At 62.2% G+C, this 20058-nt stretch carries 23 protein-coding genes; 16 read left to right on the forward strand and 7 right to left on the reverse strand.

Going from position 1 to position 20058, the window contains the following annotated elements; translation table 11 throughout:
* The first annotated feature begins 215 nt into the window (after window positions 1-215).
* Window positions 216-677 carry a winged helix-turn-helix transcriptional regulator gene (locus D0550_RS32620; protein WP_116813367.1) on the forward strand — a complete coding sequence of 154 codons (462 nt, stop codon included), beginning with the start codon at window positions 216-218 and terminating at the stop codon, window positions 675-677.
* On the opposite strand, the gene D0550_RS32625 is transcribed toward D0550_RS32620, so the two are convergent.
* The 3 genes from D0550_RS32625 to D0550_RS35115 are packed head-to-tail and all read right to left on the reverse strand — an operon-like array spanning window position 649 to window position 3097.
* The gene (locus D0550_RS32625) at window positions 649-2043 is read right to left on the reverse strand and encodes a metal-dependent hydrolase family protein (RefSeq protein WP_206606683.1); all 1395 of its coding nucleotides are present in this window, start codon (window positions 2041-2043) and stop codon (window positions 649-651) included. The two genes, D0550_RS32620 and D0550_RS32625, sit on opposite strands and share 29 nt — an antisense overlap.
* Complete coding sequence (locus D0550_RS32630) at window positions 2040-2945, reverse strand: esterase/lipase family protein (RefSeq protein WP_116813368.1); 906 nt, start codon at window positions 2943-2945, stop codon at window positions 2040-2042. The genes D0550_RS32625 and D0550_RS32630 overlap by 4 nt, the downstream gene beginning before the upstream one ends.
* Entirely contained in the window at window positions 2942-3097 is a 156-nt protein-coding gene (locus tag D0550_RS35115) for a hypothetical protein (RefSeq protein ID WP_161966200.1), read from the reverse strand. The genes D0550_RS32630 and D0550_RS35115 overlap by 4 nt, the downstream gene beginning before the upstream one ends.
* Between D0550_RS35115 and D0550_RS32635 the strand changes: the two genes are divergently transcribed.
* The 7 genes from D0550_RS32635 to D0550_RS32665 all read left to right on the forward strand — a co-directional run bounded on the left by D0550_RS32635 (window position 3096) and on the right by D0550_RS32665 (window position 8832).
* Window positions 3096-3854: a YfaZ family protein gene (locus D0550_RS32635; protein ID WP_153067455.1), complete on the forward strand. Its 759-nt coding sequence runs from the start codon at window positions 3096-3098 to the stop codon at window positions 3852-3854. The genes D0550_RS35115 and D0550_RS32635 overlap by 2 nt on opposite strands.
* Window positions 3855-4064: 210 nt before the next feature.
* A complete protein-coding gene (locus tag D0550_RS32640) occupies window positions 4065-4394 on the forward strand; it encodes a hypothetical protein (RefSeq protein WP_206606684.1) in 330 nt (109 codons plus the stop codon).
* Window positions 4395-4399: 5 nt separating this feature from the next.
* Window positions 4400-4852, forward strand: a complete 453-nt coding sequence (locus tag D0550_RS32645) for a YidH family protein (protein ID WP_206606685.1) — start codon at window positions 4400-4402, stop codon at window positions 4850-4852.
* A 20-nt stretch (window positions 4853-4872) separates the two neighbouring features.
* On the forward strand, window positions 4873-6429 hold the full coding sequence (locus D0550_RS32650; protein ID WP_116813371.1) for an arylsulfatase: 1557 nt from the start codon (window positions 4873-4875) through the stop codon (window positions 6427-6429).
* A 23-nt stretch (window positions 6430-6452) separates the two neighbouring features.
* Window positions 6453-6824, forward strand: a complete 372-nt coding sequence (locus D0550_RS32655) for a DUF1622 domain-containing protein (protein ID WP_206606686.1) — start codon at window positions 6453-6455, stop codon at window positions 6822-6824.
* Between the two features lie 42 nt (window positions 6825-6866).
* Complete coding sequence (locus D0550_RS32660) at window positions 6867-7838, forward strand: HAD family hydrolase (RefSeq protein ID WP_206606687.1); 972 nt, start codon at window positions 6867-6869, stop codon at window positions 7836-7838.
* A gap of 1 nt (window position 7839) precedes the next feature.
* Entirely contained in the window at window positions 7840-8832 is a 993-nt protein-coding gene (locus D0550_RS32665) for a formylglycine-generating enzyme family protein (protein ID WP_206606688.1), read from the forward strand.
* Here the strand turns inward: D0550_RS32665 and D0550_RS32670 are convergent, their stop codons facing one another.
* Complete coding sequence (locus D0550_RS32670; protein WP_116813374.1) at window positions 8833-9231, reverse strand: RT0821/Lpp0805 family surface protein; 399 nt, start codon at window positions 9229-9231, stop codon at window positions 8833-8835.
* A 130-nt stretch (window positions 9232-9361) separates the two neighbouring features.
* On the opposite strand from D0550_RS32670, the gene D0550_RS32675 reads away from it, so the two are divergent.
* Window positions 9362-10798, forward strand: coding sequence for a hypothetical protein (locus D0550_RS32675; RefSeq protein WP_116813375.1), 1437 nt, complete (start codon window positions 9362-9364; stop codon window positions 10796-10798).
* A 20-nt stretch (window positions 10799-10818) separates the two neighbouring features.
* Here the strand turns inward: D0550_RS32675 and D0550_RS32680 are convergent, their stop codons facing one another.
* The 3 genes from D0550_RS32680 to D0550_RS32690 are packed head-to-tail and all read right to left on the reverse strand — an operon-like array spanning window position 10819 to window position 14439.
* Entirely contained in the window at window positions 10819-13593 is a 2775-nt protein-coding gene (locus D0550_RS32680; RefSeq protein ID WP_116813376.1) for an MGH1-like glycoside hydrolase domain-containing protein, read from the reverse strand.
* 7 nt (window positions 13594-13600) lie between these two features.
* Window positions 13601-14065 (reverse strand): hypothetical protein, encoded by a 465-nt coding sequence (locus tag D0550_RS32685; RefSeq protein ID WP_116813377.1) that lies wholly within the window; start codon window positions 14063-14065, stop codon window positions 13601-13603.
* A complete protein-coding gene (locus D0550_RS32690) occupies window positions 14062-14439 on the reverse strand; it encodes a hypothetical protein (protein WP_116813378.1) in 378 nt (125 codons plus the stop codon). The genes D0550_RS32685 and D0550_RS32690 overlap by 4 nt, the downstream gene beginning before the upstream one ends.
* A gap of 270 nt (window positions 14440-14709) precedes the next feature.
* Here D0550_RS32690 and D0550_RS32695 point away from each other — a divergent pair, with 270 nt between their 5' ends.
* The 7 genes from D0550_RS32695 to D0550_RS32725 all read left to right on the forward strand — a co-directional run bounded on the left by D0550_RS32695 (window position 14710) and on the right by D0550_RS32725 (window position 20052).
* Complete coding sequence (locus tag D0550_RS32695; RefSeq protein WP_116813379.1) at window positions 14710-15585, forward strand: sensor histidine kinase; 876 nt, start codon at window positions 14710-14712, stop codon at window positions 15583-15585.
* A 1-nt stretch (window position 15586) separates the two neighbouring features.
* Window positions 15587-16249: a response regulator transcription factor gene (locus D0550_RS32700; RefSeq protein ID WP_116813380.1), complete on the forward strand. Its 663-nt coding sequence runs from the start codon at window positions 15587-15589 to the stop codon at window positions 16247-16249.
* A 40-nt stretch (window positions 16250-16289) separates the two neighbouring features.
* Entirely contained in the window at window positions 16290-16655 is a 366-nt protein-coding gene (locus D0550_RS32705) for a response regulator transcription factor (protein ID WP_116813381.1), read from the forward strand.
* Between the two features lie 73 nt (window positions 16656-16728).
* On the forward strand, window positions 16729-17139 hold the full coding sequence (locus D0550_RS32710; protein ID WP_116813382.1) for a DUF3597 domain-containing protein: 411 nt from the start codon (window positions 16729-16731) through the stop codon (window positions 17137-17139).
* A 133-nt stretch (window positions 17140-17272) separates the two neighbouring features.
* Window positions 17273-18790, forward strand: a complete 1518-nt coding sequence (locus tag D0550_RS32715; RefSeq protein WP_116813383.1) for a M20/M25/M40 family metallo-hydrolase — start codon at window positions 17273-17275, stop codon at window positions 18788-18790.
* A 1-nt stretch (window position 18791) separates the two neighbouring features.
* The gene (locus tag D0550_RS32720) at window positions 18792-19031 is read left to right on the forward strand and encodes a putative signal transducing protein (RefSeq protein ID WP_116813384.1); all 240 of its coding nucleotides are present in this window, start codon (window positions 18792-18794) and stop codon (window positions 19029-19031) included.
* 97 nt (window positions 19032-19128) lie between these two features.
* Window positions 19129-20052, forward strand: a complete 924-nt coding sequence (locus D0550_RS32725; protein WP_153067456.1) for a DMT family transporter — start codon at window positions 19129-19131, stop codon at window positions 20050-20052.
* Window positions 20053-20058: the final 6 nt, after the last annotated feature.

Genomic DNA, 20058 nt, shown 5'->3' on the forward strand with positions numbered 1-20058 from the left:
CTATGGAGAGCCCGACAGTGACTTTCTTTGAAGTGGCGCGTTTGTCAGCGGTTTCCGCTGCGGCGGGCTGACATAAACCGGGCAACGCAGTGAAAATCACTGGCCTCGGCGCTCAATGCCAGCCCAGAACGCTGGCATCGGGCAAAACCTGAACGTAATATCAATGGGCCCGCCGGCCGCGTCCGGCACACACCGACACCCTCCTCGACCCCGAAATGCAGCAGTTCGACCGTATCGACCGCAAGATTCTCGACATCCTGCAGCGTGACGGACGCATTTCCATCACCGATCTCGCCGAGCAGGTTGGCCTGTCCGCCACGCCGTGCGCCGATCGCGTCCGCCGCCTGGAGCGGACTGGCGTGATCACCGGCTATCACGCGCGCCTGTCGCCCAAGGAGGTCGGCAGGAACCTGCTGGTGTTCCTGGAGATCAAGCTGGCGGTGAAATCGGATGAGGTGTTCGAGAAGATCAAGAACGAGCTGCACAGCATTCCGGATGTCATGGAATGCCATCTCGTGTCCGGCGACTTCGACTACCTGATCAAGGCGCGCATCCCGGACATGCACAACTATCGCACGCTGCTCGGCGACATCCTGCAACGCATGCCCTCTTCCGCCCAGTCCCGCAGCTATGTGGTGATGGAAGAGATCAAGGAAACGTTTTATTTGCAGGCGTGACCGCCAGCGAGTTCTTGGCGATGACGCCGTTCTTGATGATGACCACCAGGCTGCGAGCCGGGTCGGCGATCAGTTGCAGGTTCTGCAGCGGATCGCCGTCGACCAGTAACAGATCCGCGAACGCGCCTTCTTCCACGACGCCCAGCTTGCCGGGATAAGGATTGCGCTTGCCCGACAGCGTCAGCAGCTGCGCGTTGGTGCTGGTCGCCATGATCAGCGCCTCCGCCGGCGTGTACCAGCGCACCATGCTGGCCAGCATCGCACCCTGCCCTTTGGCGAGCTCGCGTGAAAACAGGATGTCGGTGCCCCAGGCGGTCTTGATCTTATATTTCTTGGCGAGCGCATAGGCGCGATCGGTGCCCGCGGCCACTTCCCTCTTCTTGGCCGCCTCCTGCGAGCCTTCCGGAAATTGACTGGCGCCCTCCTCTTCGAGGAACGGTTGCAAGCTCCACCACACTTGTTTCTCCGCCATCAGCTTCGCGGTGGCGTCATCGGCGAGATGGCCATGTTCGATGCACTTCACCCCTGCGTCGAGTGCACTTCGAATCGCGCGCGGTGTGTAAGCATGAACGGCGACGTATGTGCCCCAGTTCTCCGCCGCTTCGACGGCCGCTCGCAACTCGGGCAGAGTGAATGTCGACACATCGAGTGGACTGTGCGGTGAGGCCACGCCACCGCCCGCCGTGAGCTTGATCTGCGATGCGCCTTGCATCAGTTGCTCTCGAACGCGGACTCTCACTTCATCCGGCGAGTCGGCAATGGCACTGGCGCCGATCTGCTCCATGCGCACCGGTGGCCCACCGATGGTGCGCGGGAGCTCATACAACTGCCGAAAATCGCCGTGCCCGCTGGTCACAGTGATCATTGCGCCCGATGGATAGATGCGCGGCCCGGAAACCACGCCTTCGTCGATCGCCCGCTTCAATGAAAAGGCCGGTCCGCCCATGTCGCGGACCGTCGTAAAGCCTCGCAGCAACGTTGCGTTCGCTTCAGCCGCCGCCAGCAGGTTGAGATAACCCACATCGCTGGTGAGCCCGGCCAACGGCGTCGTCGCCAGAAACATGCTGTGCCAATGCGCATCGATGAGCCCCGGCATGAGCACGCGCCCGCCACCGTCGATGCGCATCGCGCTGCTATCCGCCTCGATAGCCGTGCTCGAGATCGTCTTGATGAGCGGCCCGACGATCAAAACATTGGTCGGACTCGACACTCGCGGCGACTTGCCATCGAATACGCGAACGTTTTGCAGCAGGACGGCCGACGGCGTGTCCGACGCGGCTTTGCTTTCCCCCAGATAGGCCAGCGCACCCAAGCCAGCAACTGCCGTCAACAGGCTGCACATGCAATGTGCGACGAGCTTCATCATGATCCGACCTCTATGCTTGCGGCAGGTAAGGAGTGCAGCGTTTCATCGAGCAGCTCCGCGACGCTGCCGTTGACCAGAATCTGCGAATGGGAAACGTCGAAGCCGTAGACCCGATACGCCTGTTCCTGCGCCGTACGGAACAATTGACTGGCGACGCTGGTCACCGCATCGCCCGACAAGCCGAAGGACGACCAGCTCTTGCGATACGAGAACAACAGGTAGTGACGGGTCGACCCGGGCAGGTCTCTGGGCGAGCCCGCAGCATCGACGAACAGTGAATGCAGATACGCACTGCCGGCGGCGATATCACGCCACGAATCGACGACCACGGGCGACCAGCGAGCTCCGAAGCCCGCACTCGGACTACCGCCCCAGGGACTGGACAACGTAAACAACACTGGAATATCTACCCCCGCATGCGCGGATGGATTCAGCAGCAGATCGCGCGCGATCAACCCGCCAATGCTGTGCGCAACGATGACCAGTGAAGTGATCTGGTGGCGGCGATGCAATTCGCCGATGTCCTGCGACAAATCGCGCCCCGTCTGACTCAGGCTGGAACCGGACGCATAGAAGAACACGCACGGTTGAAAACGACTGCGATCCAGATGTTCGATCAGAAATCTGAAATCGCGAGGCGAGCCGTTGATACCGTGGATGAACAGCACGACCGTGCGTCGGGCAACGGGGGGATCGACGAAGAAGATGCCGCCGCGCGCGGCACGTGCGAACTCGGCGGGCGACCACACTCCTTGCCGGATGTGAGCGGATGAGAAGCGAACATCCTCCAGGCCGCTGCTGGCGACACGCTTGCCGCCGCTGTCGTTCATCGCTGATGTGAATGAGCATCCTGCCAGTGTCGCAGCGAGCACCAACCAGAACGCGCGCACACCTACGCTCATGCCGCTACATCAGTGCAAATCTCTCGCAGCGCCCAGTCGTAACGCGGGCACGCCGACACCCTGAGGCGCGGCGTCGAAGGGAAATGAGTCGTGCCCGCGATACCGATTTGCCGGCCGTCGATGCCACGCACGATGGACATGGGGTCCGTCATGACTGGCACGCCTTTGAGACAAGTACACCTTCGCATTGGCGTCAGCGCTTTTTTCCTGACCGCGCTCACCGCGAGGGCGCATGCGGACGAGTGGCGAACCAGCGGCACGCTTTACGTGCAGGGCGCAAACATGGAGGGCGACACCGTAGTAAGGGGCCAGCGCACCGACGTCAGTGTGAGCGCCAGCGAGTTGTTCGATCACCTGGACGTCGCGGGCATGATGGCTGTGCGCAGTGAACGGGAGCGCTACGCACTCACCCTCAATGCAGTGTTCACCGGACTGAGCGCGGACGTGACCGATGCCACCGGCTCGTTCTACGACCTCGACGTCACTCAGGACATGGTCGAGCTCGCCTGGTCGTGGCGGCTGAGCCAACCCTACGAGCTGTATGTCGGCGCCCGTTATCAATCGTTGTCGGCGGACCTGTCCATCAGGGCGCCGGATGGCAGCAGCAATGCGGTGGCCCAGAGCAAGGGTTTGTTCGATCCCATCGTCGGTGCACGCGCCGCCTGGCCGCTCGGGCAAGCCTGGACCCTGATAGCACGCGGCGACATCGGTGGCTTCGGCGTGGGCTCCGACTTCACCTGGAGCGCGCTGGCAGTGGCCGACTGGAGCCTCTCCGAGAATTTCGGGCTGGTGTTCGGCTATCGCGCGCTGGATACGGACTACAGCCAGGGCTCGGACAACAATCGCTTCGAGTTCAACATGCTGGTCAGCGGCCCGCTGCTCGGCCTGCGCTACAACTTCGGACCGTGAGCCCACTGCCCGGATTGCCGGGCATGCCCCTGACCACCATCTGCGTATGGTCTGCCTGCTGAACGAGTATTCATATGCTTGCTCCGAACAGTTCCCCTGCGCGGCCCCACGATGCTCGAATTCCTGCAGGATACGTTGACACGATTCTGGCACGACCTGCTCGCGCGACCGAGCGGCCCATTCGCATTCCGTTTCCTCCTGCAACCGACCATGGCCGCGATCGCAGCGATCCGCGCCGGAATCATCGACGCACGCACCGGGCGGTCGCCCTATTTTCTTGCACTGTGGACCGAGCCCGACGAACGCGCCAGGCGCATGCATGAGGGATTGGCGGCGACCGCGAGAATTTTTCTGCTCGGTCTGGTCATGGATGCCATTTACCAGTTCGTCGAGTACCGGAAGTTCTACCCGGCAGAGGCGCTCGTGGTCTCGGTCGTGCTCGCCGTCGTGCCCTACTTTCTCATCCGTGGGCCGGTCGCGAGAATCGCGCGCTGGTGGCAGTCCCGGCACGGAGCCGACGACAGAGTCGTGCACCGATGAAGGCCATGATCACATCGCAATCGTCATCGGATGAGATCTCTGTCGAGCTGTCCTCGCGCCGCACCGGCATGTCGTTTCAGCGCACGCGCATGAGCGCCGACCGGACGCTCATGTCCGTCATCCGCACCTCGCTGTCGCTCATCAGCTTCGGCTTCACCATCTTCCAGTTCTTTCAAAAGCTCGCCGAGAGCAACGTGGTGACCTCGGTGCACTCGGTGCGCTCCTTCGGCATGGGTCTGGTGTGGATCGGCATCGGCATGCTGACCCTGGGCATCGCCTTCCATCTGCAGTTCATGTACGGCCTGCGCCACGAGCGCCGGCAGATGAAGGAAGAAGGCCTGCTGCACGCGGAAAGCCACTTTCCGGTATCGCTCACGCTGCTCACTGCAATCGCGCTGCTGGTCCTCGGCCTGGTGGCGGTCTTCAGCATGATGTTCCACACCCCGCCGTTTGACTGAATCGCATCGAGGATGCCCCCATGGCCCAACAGCCCCGTAAGTCGAACAAACCGAACATTCTGGTCATCTGGGGTGACGACATCGGCATCGCCAACTTGAGCTGCTATTCGCACGGATTGATGGGCTATCGCACACCGAACATCGATCGCGTCGCCCGCGAAGGCATGATGTTCACCGACTCGTATGGCGAGCAGTCATGCACCGCGGGCCGCTCCTCGTTCATCACCGGCCAAAGTGTCTATCGCACCGGCCTGTCGAAAGTCGGCATTCCCGCCTCGCCGGTGGGCATGCCCGACAGCATCGTCACAATCGCGGCGCTGCTGAAAAATCAGGGCTACGCCACCGGTCAGTTCGGCAAGAACCATCTGGGCGACTTGAACCGCCACCTGCCGACCGTGCACGGCTTCGATGAGTTCTTCGGCAACCTGTATCACCTCAATGCCGAGGAAGAGCCGGAGATGGCCAATTATCCGTCGGAAAAAGACTTTCCCAACTTTCGTAAACAATTCGGTCCGCGTGGTGTGCTGCGCTCATGGGCCACCGACAAGGACGATGCCACCGAGCAGCCGCGCTGGGGACGCGTCGGCAAACAAAAGATCGAGGACACCGGTCCGTTGACCAAGAAGCGCATGGAGACCTGCGACGACGAATTCATCGCCGCCGCCAAGGACTTCATCAAGCGGCAGCACGCCGCGGGCACTCCGTTCTTCACCTGGGTGAACACGACGCACATGCACCTGTTCACCCATACCAAGCCGGAAAGTGTCGGACAGGCGGGCCGCTGGCAATCGCCCTATCACGACACCATGATCGATCACGACCGCCACGTCGGTCAGCTGCTCGATCTGCTCGATGAGCTCGGCATCGCCGATAACACCTTCGTGATGTATTCCACCGACAACGGGCCGCATATGAACAGCTGGCCCGACGGCGCGATGACGCCGTTTCGCAGCGAAAAGAACACCAACTGGGAAGGCGCGTTCCGCGTGCCGATGCTGGTGCGCTGGCCGGGCAAGATCAAGGCCGGCACGGTATCGAATGAAATCGTCCAGCATCACGACTGGCTGCCGACGTTTCTCGCCATGGCGGGCGACCCCGACATCGTCGAGAAGCTCAAGCGCGGCGGCTATAAGGCGATCGGTCGCGAATTTCACAATCACATCGACGGCATGAACCTGCTGCCGTTCCTCACCGGCGAGGCAGCCAAGAGCCCGCGCAATTTCTTTTTCTATTTCAGCGACGACGGCGACGTGCTCGGGCTGCGCTACGACAACTGGAAGGTCGTGTTCATGGAACAGCGCTGCCACGGCACCTTGCAAGTGTGGGCCGAGCCGTTCACCCGGCTGCGGTTGCCGAAGTTCTTCAATCTGCGTATCGACCCCTACGAGCGGGCCGATATCACTTCCAACACATACTACGACTGGGTGCTACACAACGCGTACTTCCTTTATGCCGCGCAGGCGGCGGCGGCCAAGTTCGCCGAGACGTTTAGAGACTTTCCGCCCGCGCAGCACCCCGGAAGTTTTACCGTCGACGAGGCGTTGTCGAAGATGAGGGAAGTACCGAGCGGAGATTAGGCGGGACTCGAGCGTGCGCCAACGTGAATACCAGCTGGATGATCGAGGCGACGCACGTCGTGGTGGGCGTCATCAATGCGATCGCGGTGCTGATGATCCTGATCGGCACCGTTGGCGCATTGATCTCCATGCTGCGCGTCATGCGTACGGAATCGGCCGGCCACCAGCGTCGACTGATATTTATCACGTATGCACGCTGGCTGGTGGCCGGGCTCACTTTCCAGCTGGCGGCCGACATCATCGAATCGACCATCGTGGATTCCTGGGATGCGGTCGGCCGGCTGGCCGCGATCGCCGCGATCCGCACGTTTCTGAATTACTTCCTCGAGCGCGATATCGTCGAAGTTCGCGAGCGCGATGCGCCTCGCGCCGAGGCGGCGTCGACTCGACCATGAGGTAGGCTCGTGCGCCCGCGCCACCACCCTGCCCGTGCACTATTGATTGTCGCGTTACTGGTCGCTGCGGCCGCCGTGGCCGATCCGTTGCCTTCCTGGACGGATGGGGCCGGCAAGAAATCCATCATCGACTTCGTCGACCGGGTCACGCGCGAGGGCAGCGCGGACTACCTCGCGTCTCGGGAGCGCATCGCCGTCTTCGACAACGATGGCACCCTATGGATCGAGCAACCAATGTACGTTCAGTTCGCGTTTGCGCTTGATCGGATCAAAACCCTGGCGCCGCTGCATCCAGAATGGCGCACCACCGCGCCCTTCAAAGACGTTCTGAACGGCGATAGCAAAGCTCTGCTCAGCTCCGGGACGCATGCACTGCTGCAAGTCATAGCCGGCTCGCACAGCGGCATGAGCACCGAGGACTTCAGCACCATCGTGGGCTCCTGGCTCGCGACAGCGAAACACCCGCGCTTCCAGCGCCCGTACACCTCGCTGGCCTACCAACCGATGCTCGAACTGCTCGATTATCTGCGCAGCCAGGGCTTCAAGACGTTCATCGTCTCTGGCGGCGGTGTTGAGTTCATGCGGGTGTTCGCCGAACAGGTTTATGACATTCCGCCCGAACAGGCCATCGGCTCTTCGGCGGCCACCAAATTCGTCGCCGTAGGCACCAACGGCAAGCCGGCACTGCTCAAGGAGCCACAGATCGAATTCGTCAACGATGGGCCCGGCAAACCGTCGGGCATCAATCGATTCATCGGCCGTCGTCCGGTGCTGGCGTTCGGCAACTCCGACGGCGATCTGCAGATGCTGCAGTGGACTGCCGGCGGTGCGGGGCCGAGCTTCGTCGCATTGATTCATCACACCGACGCCGAGCGCGAGTACGCCTACGACCGGAACTCGACCATCGGCAAGCTCGATAAAGCGCTCGACGAGGCGCAACGCCAGCGGTGGCTCGTCGTCGACATGAAGCGCGACTGGCAGCCCATCTTTGCTGAATACCAGGGTGCGCGTTAGCATGGCCGCAGTCACTACATTGAGAGGCATGGTGTTCGTTCGGGGCGCCACGTATCTGATGGGATCGGACCATCACTACCCGGAGGAAGCCCCCGCCCATCACGTCACGGTCGATAGCTTCTGGATCGACGTCACCCCGGTGACCAATCGGCAGTTCCGCGAGTTCGTCGAAACCACTGGCTACGTCACACAGGCAGAGCTGCCGCCGGATCCGAAGCTCTATCCTGGCGCGCTACCGCACATGTTGAAACCGGGCTCGCTGGTGTTCACGCCGCCAAAACATCGGGTGGATCTGCGCAACTGGCAATCGTGGTGGCGATTCAAATTCGGCGCGAACTGGCGTCAACCTTACGGCCGCGCCGCCTCCAATCGTCATCTGGGCGATCATCCCGTGGTGCACGTCACCCACCAGGATGCTCTCGCCTATGCGCGCTGGCGCGGCAAGGAGTTGCCGACCGAAGCCGAATGGGAGTTCGCCGCCCGCGGCGGCCTGGCAGGCGCGGAGTTCGCGTGGGGCGATGAATTCACCCCCCGCAATCGGCACCTTGCCAACACCTGGCAAGGCGACTTTCCTTATCAGAATCTCGCCATCGACGGCTATCCACGCACTTCTCCAGTAAAGACCTTTCCGCCCAATCCCTATGGCATCTACGACATGATCGGCAACGTTTGGGAATGGACCGATGACTGGTTTGCCGCGAACCATCCACCGGATGCCGCGAAGCCTTGTTGTATTCCGCAAAACCCGCGCGGCGGAGTCGAGCGCGGCAGTTACGATCCGTGCGAGCCGCACATCATGATTCCTCGCAAAGTACTCAAAGGCGGCTCGTTCCTGTGCGCGCCGAATTACTGCCGACGCTATCGCCCGGCCGCGCGTCACGCGCAGCCCATCGAATCGTCCACCTGTCACATCGGCTTTCGATGTGTGGTGAGAAAACTGGCGCTCAACACTGCGCACAGCGGTCTGGAGCCGAGCACCGGCGCGATCGCCTGATCAGGGCGGTTGCGCCTCATCATTGAACTTCTTGCCCGATGCGATGAACCACTCGCCGGCCTGGTCCTTGCAGAACGGAAATGTGAACTGACTTTGCGTTCCCTGGCCCTGCGCGCGCAGCTGCAGCCTGCGGCAACTCAAGCCGTCGACTGACTGCATCGCTGCCCGCCCTTCCACACGGCCGCTAAACCCAGTCGCATCGTTCTTCCACTCACGCACGGCGCGAACGTCGCTGCTCTCGAGCACGTTCAACACGGCGTCGCGGAACAGCTTCTTGTCGGCATCGCTCATCCTCAACAACGGACTGTTTCCGACAATGTCCGTGGGCAACGCTGCGACCCCACCGGGCAGTGAGATCGCAAGGCCGATGGCGCAAGCGACAGCCAGCTGAATTCTCATACCGGCGGACTCTGTGACATCCCCATTTCTTCGTCAGTGCGCGTATCGGGCTGGCCCTGCGCCCTTCGCACCTATTGCTGGCGCGCAACGAAACGCGGTCCCATAACGAGGTCTCGTCCCCCTGGAGGCCGTGGCGCTGACTCCCCGTGCTGATGGCGCAACGTTGGCCTCGACGCCGCCGCTCGACGCTTCGCCCGAGGCGCCACGGCGGCGCGTTTTTATCGAGAACACGTTGGTGAGCGCACTGGCTCGACTGCTCGTACGCATCGTCCTCGCCAGCGCCCTGGCATGCCTCGCTGGCTGCTCCTTGCTGCCCGGCTGGGGCTCTCGCAATGAATCGGAGCGGCGCGCGCAGCAAGTTCAGAAATTGCAGCTCAAGGTGATGCGTTACGCCGATGAATACGCCGGCCGCATTGCCGACCCGATTACAGCGCTCAAGAGCAACGCGCGCACGCCTGAGGAGCGTCTGGCTATCCAGGACTGGAGCATTACGCAGACCAGCGCGGCCTATATCATCGCGAGCGGCACCAACCCGACCATCAACGCGCTGGACATGATCGTACTGGCGACCTTGAGTCGCATGGTGCTGGAGCAACAAGGGATCTCTGCCCTCGGTGAGCGCGCGCTGCCGCTGCTGGCGGTCCAGCGCAGTCTGGAACCGCAATCGTGGGAGCTGATCGACGGCGTATTGAATCCAGACGAGAAGGATCAGCTGCAGGCCCTCATCGTCGACTGGCGCGCGGAGCACCCGCACGCTCGTGCAGTCACGCAGATTCGCTTCACCAGCTTCGCAGCAATTGCCGCAACTGCCAGCAATCCGACGCGAACCGGCGGCAGTCTGTTCTCGCTGATCGGTCTGGATCCGCTGAGCAATCTCGACCCGGCGGTGCGCGAGCTCGAGCAAACCCGTCTGCTCGCCGAGCGCGCGATCTACTATTTGCAACGAGCGCCTAAACTCCTCGACATGCAGGTCGAACGGCTGAGCTATCAGCTGGCGGTCATGCCCGAAGCAAAACAAACGCTCGCCAGCGTGGAGCGCGTTGGCATGGCAGCCCAAGCCATCGGCGAACTGACCGGAGATGCGCCGGCGATCGTTGCCACCGAGCGCCACGCCCTCATCAGCGAGCTGACAGCGGTGCTGCGCTCGGAACAAGATCACATGCAGCAACTGTTGCAGGACGTGCGGCAGACGCTCGATGCCGGAGCAAATACTTCCGAGTCGGTCACGCGCACCATCGATGCTATCGATGCGCTCGTCGCTCGTATCAAACCGCCTCGGGGTCAGCCAACCGACTCCACTGCCGCTGCTCGGCCTTTCGACATCACCGAGTACGCAAACACGGCACGCGACGTAGCATCAGCCGCGCAAGCGCTGCAATCGTTGCTCGCTCAAGCCGGCGACTCCAGTGTGGGACTGCAGCGATTGACGAGTGCTGCGAAACAGGACGCACACGACGTCATCGATTTTTTATTCTGGCGTGCGTTGGCGCTGATCGTAACGTTGGGCTCGTTCCTGCTGCTCGCGGCGATTCTAATTCGTCGTCGCCGGAGCACCGACAGAGACTGACCTCTCGTGCGAATGTCGGCTCACGAGCCTCCCGGCGCACGCTTGCCCGGTGGAGTCGCCTTGCGCTTGCGCTCCTGCTCGCCCTTCGCCATGGAGCGCGCACCGCTTGCGAGCAATTGATCGGCGCTCACAGTGGCAAAGAGCTGCATGATGCGCGCGATGATGCCGGTCCATCCGGTTTGATGACTCGCACCGAGACCCGCCCCGATATCGCCGTGGAAGTATTCGTAGAACAGAATGTAGTCGCGCCAGTGCGGGTCGGTTTGAAACTTCTCGGTGCCGCCATACACCGGGCGCCGGCCGTCGGCATCGCGTAGAAATATCGCACTGAGTCGGCGTGACAGCTCCGCTGCCACCTCGTACAGAGTCATGTACTGCCCGGACCCGGTTGGACACTCCACGGTGAAGTCATCCCCGTAATAAGTGTAGTACTGCAATAGCGCGCGAATGATCAAGCCGTTCACCGGCATCCAGATCGGGCCGCGCCAGTTGGAATTGCCGCCGAACATGCCGCTGTCGGATTCCGCGGGCAGGTACCCGACGCCGTATTCCTGACCGCCTGCGCGGAACACGAACGGATGGTCCCGGTGATATCGAGAGAGAGAGCGGATGCCGTACGGACTGAAGAACTCGTTCTCATCGAGCATGCGCGCCAGTACGCGCCGCAGCCGCGACTCATCAAGAATCGAGGCCATCAGTCGGCCCTGATGCCCTCGCCGGGTCGGGTCGTGGATGGTGCGCGTCAGCTCGGGATGCGATTGCATGAACTCGCGCAACGACGTACGGATGTCTGGATACTTCTCCACTAGCCGGCCATCGAATACGGTAACGGCGCAGAACGGCAGCAGCCCGACCATCGAGCGCACTTTCAGTCGCTGTCCCGCGCCGCCGGGCAATTGCAGCACATCGTAGAAGAAGCCGTCCTCCTCGTCCCACATGCCCCCGCCGCCATCCTCCACCACCATCGAGGAGGAGATCCACAGGAAATGCTCGATGAACTTGGTGCACATGCGCAGGTACGTGGGGCGGGCCAAAGTCAGTTCGATCGCTATCTCGAGCATGTTCTGACAGAACAACGCCATCCACGCCGTGCCGTCGGCCTGTTCCAGATAGCCGCCAGTGGGCAGCGGCGCGCTGCGGTCGAACACACCGATGTTGTCCAGCCCGAGAAAGCCGCCTTCGAACACGTTCTTGCCGTCGCGATCCTTGCGGTTGACCCACCAGGTGAAGTTGAGCAGCAATGCATGAAAGGAGCGCTCCAGCCAATCGATGTCGCCGCTGCCACGCGATGCCTCTTCGAGCCGATACGTAAAGATGGTCGACCACGCATGCACGGGCGGATTCACATCGCCGAAGTTCCACTCGTACGCGGGCAGTTGCCCGTTCGGATGCAGATACGTGGCTTGTAACATCAGATCCAGCTGCTGCTTGCCGAAGTCCTCATCCACCAGGGTCAGCGCCAGGATGTGGAACGCCAGGTCCCAGGCCGCGTACCAGGGATATTCCCATTTGTCCGGCATCGAAATGATGTCGGCGTTGTGCATGTGCCGCCAGTGCGCGTTGCGCGGCGCCTGACGGCCTTCGCGGCGATGTTTGTTCAGCCAGGCAGCGATGTCGTAGTAATAGAACTGCTTCGACCACAACATGCCCGCCAGTGCCTGGCGCATCATGCTGGTCGCATCGGCATCGAGCGACGCTGGAATGACGTTCGCATAGAACTCGTCCGCCTCGCTCTTCCGCGCGGCCAACGTGGCTTCGAAGCTGCTACCGAACATCTCACTCGATTTGTCGCGCGCCGAAACCAATTGTGCCGGTGCTCGCTCGCACAGCCGCAGTCGCACGACCTGCGACCGGCCGGCCGGCACTTCGATCGTATAGTGCGCCGCCGCCTTGGTGCCGACACGCTCGGGATTCACTGCTTCGTTACGGCCGCGCACGATGTACTCATCGATGCCGTCCTTCACGTAGGGCGTGCGATTCGGCTTGTTCTCCAGACGCTGCGTATTGGTTTCGTTGTCGGTGAACAGCAGCTCGGCCGCCTGTTCGCTGCAGATGAAGCGCTCGCCCAGATCCGGGTGCGATGCGCGGATGACACTGGCAGAAGCACCGGTCGAGATCTGCCGCAGCATCGGCCGGGCGCCCTCGCCCGAATCGACGTCCGTCGTCCAGGTATTGCGAAACCAGAACGTCGGCAGCAGGTGCAAGGTCGCCGTCGTCGGGCCCCGATTGCATACGGTGATCTGCATCAAGATGTCTTCGGGCGATGCCTTGGCGTATTCGACGAACACATCGAAATACCGGTCGTCGGCGAACACCCCAGTGTCCATCAGCTCGTATTCGAGCTCGTCGCGGCGCCGCGCGCGATTGGTGTGCACCAGATCGTCATACGGATAGGCGCGCTGCGGGTACTTGTACAAATACTTCAAATAGGAGTGAGTCGGCGTGGAGTCCAGATAGAAGTAATATTCCTTCACGTCCTCGCCGTGATTGCCCTCGTTGTTGGTCAGGCCGAACAGGCGTTCCTTGAGGATGGGATCGGCGCCATTCCACAACGCCAGGGCCACACAAAGCTGTTGCCGCTCGTCGCTCAAGCCGGCCAGGCCATCCTCGCCCCACTGATAAGCATAGGAGCGCGCTTGATCGTGCGTCAGGTGATTCCACGCATCGCCGCTGTCACTGTAGTCCTCTCGCACTGTTCCCCATTGACGCTCGCTCAAATACGGCCCCCACCGGCGCCACTGTGCTGTACCCGCGCGGGCGGCCAGCAAGCGTTGAGATTCTCGATCGTCGCTCATGTCGCCACTAGAACGACGTCGCGATGAACACCATCGGGCCGCTCTCCTGCACCTGCGCTCTGCCGTTCCAGCGATTGCTCTTGGACGAGATCTGCCAATCGATATCGCGGTAACCGAGGCCGACACTGAAGTGGCGCCAGGGCTGGTAGATCACGTCCAGACCGCTGCTGAACACGCTACCGTCGATGTCGCCGGAGCTCAGTGAGAGCCGATCCACTCTGATGTTCAACAGCCATCGGTCGGTCAACGCCAGGCGCACGTACGTGGTGAGGAAGGGCAGCGGCGCCGATTCGCTGGTCTCCTCGGAGCCGAAATTCGCGGTCGTGAGGCCCGCCTGCAGACGGGCGACATGGGCGCCGAGCCCGATCCCAACTTCCTTGTCCTGGGTCTTGAAGAACGAGTAGCCGATGCCGACCCGAAAGTCCTCGACATTGAATCTGCTGTGGGCAGTTGCACTGACCGGAACGTTCAAATTGCCCCAGGTGATGTTCTGCTGCAGCGTCTTATTCGCGCTACGGTCCAGGTTTGAAATATTTTCGACTTTCCACCTGCCAGCGCTTTGGTGAAAAATTGCCAGCGCAGCGTCCACAGTCCCATCCAGTCGTACCTGTCCAGTCCCAGGTCGTCCTCGAAATCGATGAGCGTACCGATCACGGTCTTGTTGAGACTCGCCACGACGTTCGATCGAGCGTACAGCGCACCGCCGCTGATGTACCACGCATCCCTCAGGACCGGATGGTCGGGTATATCTTCCTCAGCCGCCTGCGCGGACGGCGCGTGCACGAGGGAGATCAGTCCGAGTGCCGCCGTCATCGCGACAACTGTGATGAGTTTCTGATGTCGCATGGCCAGCTCTGTGATGATGCTTTGTCACAGGCTAGAGAGACGGCGTGCGGGGGAAAATCGGTGCATCGGGCACGCGGCAACGCCAATGCGAGCGTCAGGCCGTCGTCAAGCTCGGGCGTGTCCCGCCAGCGATGACCGCCGGGGTCCGTTGCTCGGTCCGGCCGGTTGGCAGGCCCGTCACGGTTGGACCTAGGTCCAACTGTTCCGATCCGCCCGGAGCGTGCAATTTTACTTCGACCCAGCACGGTCTTTCGGAACAACACACCGCACATGACGGGTGACTTCCTAAATTACGCCTATTTGATCGGACTCGTCCTCATTGTGCAGCTGGCGCTGGTCGTGATCATCCTTACTTATGATCGACGCAATCATCCGCACCACAGCGCGGAGGTCACCCATACCGCCCGCCTGGCGCTCGCCGGCGAACTGACGGCGTCCATCGCACACGAGATCGCGCAACCGCTCAGCGCCATTCTCAACAATATCGAAACCGCCGAGCTGCTACTGAAGCAATCGCCGCATGCCGCAGACCCGGAGACGCTCGGCCCGATTCTCGCCGACATCAAGCGCGACGATCTGCGAGCCAACGAGGTGGTCATTCGGCTGCGCGCGCTGCTGCGCAAGCGCGAGCTGAAATTGGAGCCTATGGACATCAACGCTTTGGTGAGCAGTGCGGCAGCGCTGGTGCGCGCCGATGCGCGGCACCGGCAAATCCAGTTGCGCACCGAGCTCGAGCCCGACCTGCCGCCCGTGTCGGCCGATCCAGTGCATTTGCAACAGGTGGTGTTGAATCTGTTGGTCAATGCCATGGATGCAATGAGCAAGACGCCACCGCCGGTGCGTTGGCTGGTCCTGAAAACGCGACTGCGCGCCGGCTCCGCAGTGGAGATCACTGTGCGCGACAACGGCCACGGCATCGAGCCTGCAGTGGCCAGCAGACTGTTCGAATCGTTCTTCACCACCAAGGAAGGCGGTATGGGCCTGGGAATGTCCATCGCCCGCTCCATCGTGCAGGCCCATGGCGGCACGATCTGGGCCGAGCGCGCGCGCGGCGGCGGCTCGACCTTTACCTTTCGTCTGCCCTTACCCAAACGCCAACGCGCCGCGCGAGTTGGTATCCCCGAGTTGACGAGTCCTGGAGGCTGATATGGAGCCCTACGAGCCACTCATCGGCGAGCATCGTGTCTATATCGTCGATGACGATGATAGTTTCCGCGCCAGCCTGGCCCGCCTGCTGAGTACCGCGGGAATGTCTCCTGTCGCATGTCGCAGCGTCGGCGACTATCTGCTGGTCGAACACCCCGATTGTCCGAGCTGCATCGTGCTCGACATGCTGATGCCCGGGCCGAGCGGACTGGAACTGCTGGCGTCGCTGGCGCATCAGAAGGATGCACCGCCGGTGATTTTCGTCACGGCGTTCAACGACGTGCCGGCCACGGTGCAGGCAATGAAGGCCGGCGCCATGGATTCGCTGACCAAGCCGCTCGACATGGAGCGACTGTTGCAATCGCTGCAGGACGCCATTGCACGCGACGCCAGGAATCGCACGGCGCGCCGCGAGCTCGAGCAGCTCCAGTCCAGATACTCCGAGCTCACGCCCTGCGAACGGGACATTTACATAGGCGTCGTGCACGGCAAGTTGAACAAACAGATGGCACTCAAGCTCGGCATCTGCGAGCGCTCCATCAAGTCGCATCGCTCCAACGTCATGCGCAAGATGCGAGTCTCGTCGGTTGCCGGCCTGGTGAAGACCGCGAAGCTGCTGGACGTGCTGAGCGGAACGCGAGACACGCAGGCTTTCAGCCAATAGCACGTGGCGTGCGCGAGTCATTGCAGGACTGCGAGCGCAAGTGAGCGGCGCCACCGTCATCATCGTCGAGGACGACATTGGTTTGAACCGTGCCGTCGCGCGACTGCTGAGCATCGCGGGCTTTCACTCGCGCAGCTTCGACTCGGCCGAAAAATTGCTGGAGAGCGATGCGGCGCCCGGCGCCGATTGTTTCGTTTTCGATATCCACCTGCCGGGCATGACCGGCGTGGAACTGCTCGAGCGATTGGACGCGGCCGACATCCACCGGCCCGTCATCTTCATTACCGCTCACGATGATTTACATACCCGGCACGTGGCGCGCGCCGGTGCTTCGTATCTCACCAAGCCGTTCACCGGCCAGGCGCTGATTCAAGCCATCGACGCGGCGCTGCTGCTACCGACATGAAAGATCGGGATTGCAGGGAACCTCGCTCCGCCTCGACTGCTTCGTTGTATGGTCATCGCCTCGGAGCACAGTCATGAGCATTTTCTCACGCATCAAAGACGCCATTTTCGGAGCGAGCGCCAAGGCAACGCCGGCACCTTCGCCTGCTCCCGCGCCGAAACCGACAGCGAGCGCGGCGCCGGCACCCAAGCCAGCGCCCGCGCCAACACCAGCGCCTGCCGCGCCGGCCGTCGATGTCGAGGCCGTACTCCAGCAACTGGCCGCCAGCCAGAAACAACCGCTGAACTGGCGCACGTCGATCGTCGATCTCATGAAGCTGGTCGGTCTGGACTCCAGCCTCGAGCACCGCAAGGAGCTGGCGCGAGAGTTGGGTTACAAGGGCGACATGAGCGATTCGGCGGCCATGAATATCTGGCTGCACAAGCAAGTCATGACGCAATTGGCCGAGCATGGCGGCAAAGTGCCCGACGAACTGAAGCACTGACGCGGCGCTGTATCTGTTTCTTTCCCGATCGTCGCGCGCCCGGATCGGGACCCACTGCTGACGTGAGCATTGGCCGTCAGCAGTATTCAGGGCAGAATCTCAGCCAGGTCCCGCTACCCACGAGGAAGGATCAATGGCTGAGTTCGATCGTCGCGATTTCCTGACTGCCGCGCTCGCGGGTGCCGGTGCCCTCGCGCTGGGCACACCCGCGTGGGCTTCCTTCCCGACCCGCTATCCTGCGATCCGCAAGGCCGCCGAAGATGGACGCGAAGCCGCCATCAAGCGCATCCAGGACTGGATCGCGCATCCGGCCATCGCCGCCGAAGACCTCAACATGAAGGAAGGCGCCGAATACATGGCAAATCTTGCCCGCGAGGCGGGCTTCGACGCGCCCACCATCGTACCGACCGACGGCTATCCGGGTGTGTTCGCCACCATGGACAACGGCGCGAAACGAACGCTCGCTCTGTATTTCATGTACGACGTGAAGCAGTTCGATGCCGCCGAATGGTCCTCGCCGCCGCTGGAAGGCCGCATCGTCGACAAGCCCGGCTTCGGCCGCGCCATCGTCGGTCGAGGCGCCGTGAATCAGAAAGGCCCCGAAGCGACCGTACTCGCCGCGCTCCATGCCTTCCGCGCCGCCAAGGTGAAGTTGCCGGTCAATCTGGTGCTGGTCGCCGAGGGCGAGGAAGAGATCGGCTCGCCGCATTTCCATCAGGTCGTGCAAAGTCCCAAGGTGCTGGCGGCGCTCAAGCGAGCCGAGGGCATTTTCATTCCGGCCAGCTGGCAGGACATGAATGGCAACGTCGCCGTGAATCTGGGCTCCAAAGGCGTGGTCGAGCTGGAATTGATTGCCAGCGGCGAGCACTGGGGGCGCGGCCCGAAAGGCGACATCCACTCCAGCATGAAAGCCATGGTCGACTCGCCGGCCTGGCGTCTGGTGCAGGCCTTGAACACGCTCGTGACCCCGGATGGCAACACCGCGGCGATCGATGGCTGGTTCGAAAATGTCCGTCCGCTCACGGCGCGCGAGAAAGAATTGATTGCGGAGATCGCCCGTAACGGCGATGAAGCGACCCAGAAAAAGCTGCTGGGCGTGACCCGCTGGATCGACGATCTGCCCTACGCCCAGGCGCTCGAACGGCTGGCCTCGCAACCGACGGTGAACATCGAAGGTCTGGTGTCCGGATACACCGGCCCCGGTGGCAAAACCATTCTGCCGGGCCGCGCGGTCGCCAAGCTCGACCTGCGCCTCGTGCCCAATCAAACGCGTACGGAAGCCGTCGCGAAGCTGCGCGCGTATCTGGACAAGAAAGGATTCAACGACGTCGAGCTGAAAGTCACCGGCGGCTACGATCCGACCGAAACCGCCGAGGACAGCCGCATCATTCGCGCCGAGCTGGCGACTTACAAACGCGCGGGCGTCAAGGCGACTCTCAATCCGCGACTCGCCGGTTCGTGGCCGGGTGCTGTGTTCACCGCTCCGCCCGTGTCGCTGCCCGCAGGTCACTTCGGCCTCGGTCACGGCTCCGGCGCGCATGCTCCGGATGAATACTATGTGGTGGAGTCGACCAATCCCAAGGTCGCGGGCATCGTCGACGCGGTCATGGGTTACGTCGATATGTTCTATCAAATTGCCCAAGTGAGCTGATGTGATTCGAGTCTTCCGCTGCAGCGATTACATCGAGGCGCATCTCGTCGAGGGACTGTTGCGGGAGCGAGGCATCGAGACATTTCTGCAGGGCGCACTGCTGCAAGGTGGCCTGGGCGAACTGCCCGCCCTGGGCCACCTTGCGATCCTGGTCGACGAAGCCGACGAGAGCGCCGCCAGACGCATCATCGATGCTTACGAACGTGGCGAGCTGAAGATCGACGAACAGCAGGAAGGCTAGCGGCCGAAGCCCTGTATGGGCCTGCCGCCATAGGGTAAGCTGATGGGCCTCGAGGCCGCCCCCTGCGGCGGCCGTCGCTCAACAAGCAACGCCCTCCTTGCACGCTGCAGCTTCTCTACACCGCCCGATCCTGGGCATCGCGCTGAAACTCGGTTCCGTCGTCCTGTTCGCCGGGATGACCTTGTGCGTCAAGCTGCTCGGCCAGGCAGTTCCTGTCGGACAGACGATCTTCGTTCGCGGTGTGGTTTCGGTGCTGTTGCTGGCGTTGATCGCCTGGCATACCAATCAACTGCATCTGCTCAAGACCAATAACATACGGTCGCATGCGCTGCGCTCGTTGTCGGGCACCGTGAGCATGTTCTGCTTGTTCACCGCCGTCACGATGATTCCTCTGGCCGACGTGACCGCGATCTCGTTCACCTCGCCCATGTTCATCACCCTGCTCGCGATGGTGTTCCTCGGCGAACAGATTCATCGCTTCCGCTGGACGGCACTGGCGCTGGGCTTCATCGGTGTGTTGATCATGCTCGGCCCGCATCTCACATTTGCGGATGGCGCATCGCTGGGCGTCCTGGTCGCCCTGTCCGCCGCCATGTTCTCGGCCGTGGCGATGATCTTCCTGCGCATGATGAGCGGCGGCGAGCACGCGCTCACCATCACCTTTTATTTTTCGCTGACCTTCATGGCCTGCGCCGCCCTCACCGCGCTCGGTGGCTGGGTGGTGCCGACGGCGATGCAATGGCTGCAGATCATCCTGGCCGGCCTGTTCGGCGTCACCGGCCAGCTGGTGATGACGTATTCCTATCGCTACGCGCCGGCCTCCACCATCGCCCCGCTCGATTACAGCAACATGATCATGTCGGTGCTGCTGGGCTACCTGTTCTTCGACGAGATTCCTTCGGCGTCGGTGTGGATCGGCGCGCCGCTGGTCGTCGCCGGCGGCTTGATCATCCTGTGGCGCGAATATGCGCTGAAGAAGCGTCCCAGCCCGCCCACGCCGGAACCGACGCCCCAGCCCTGAGAGGGG

The sequence above is a fragment of the Steroidobacter cummioxidans genome (genome assembly GCF_003104955.1).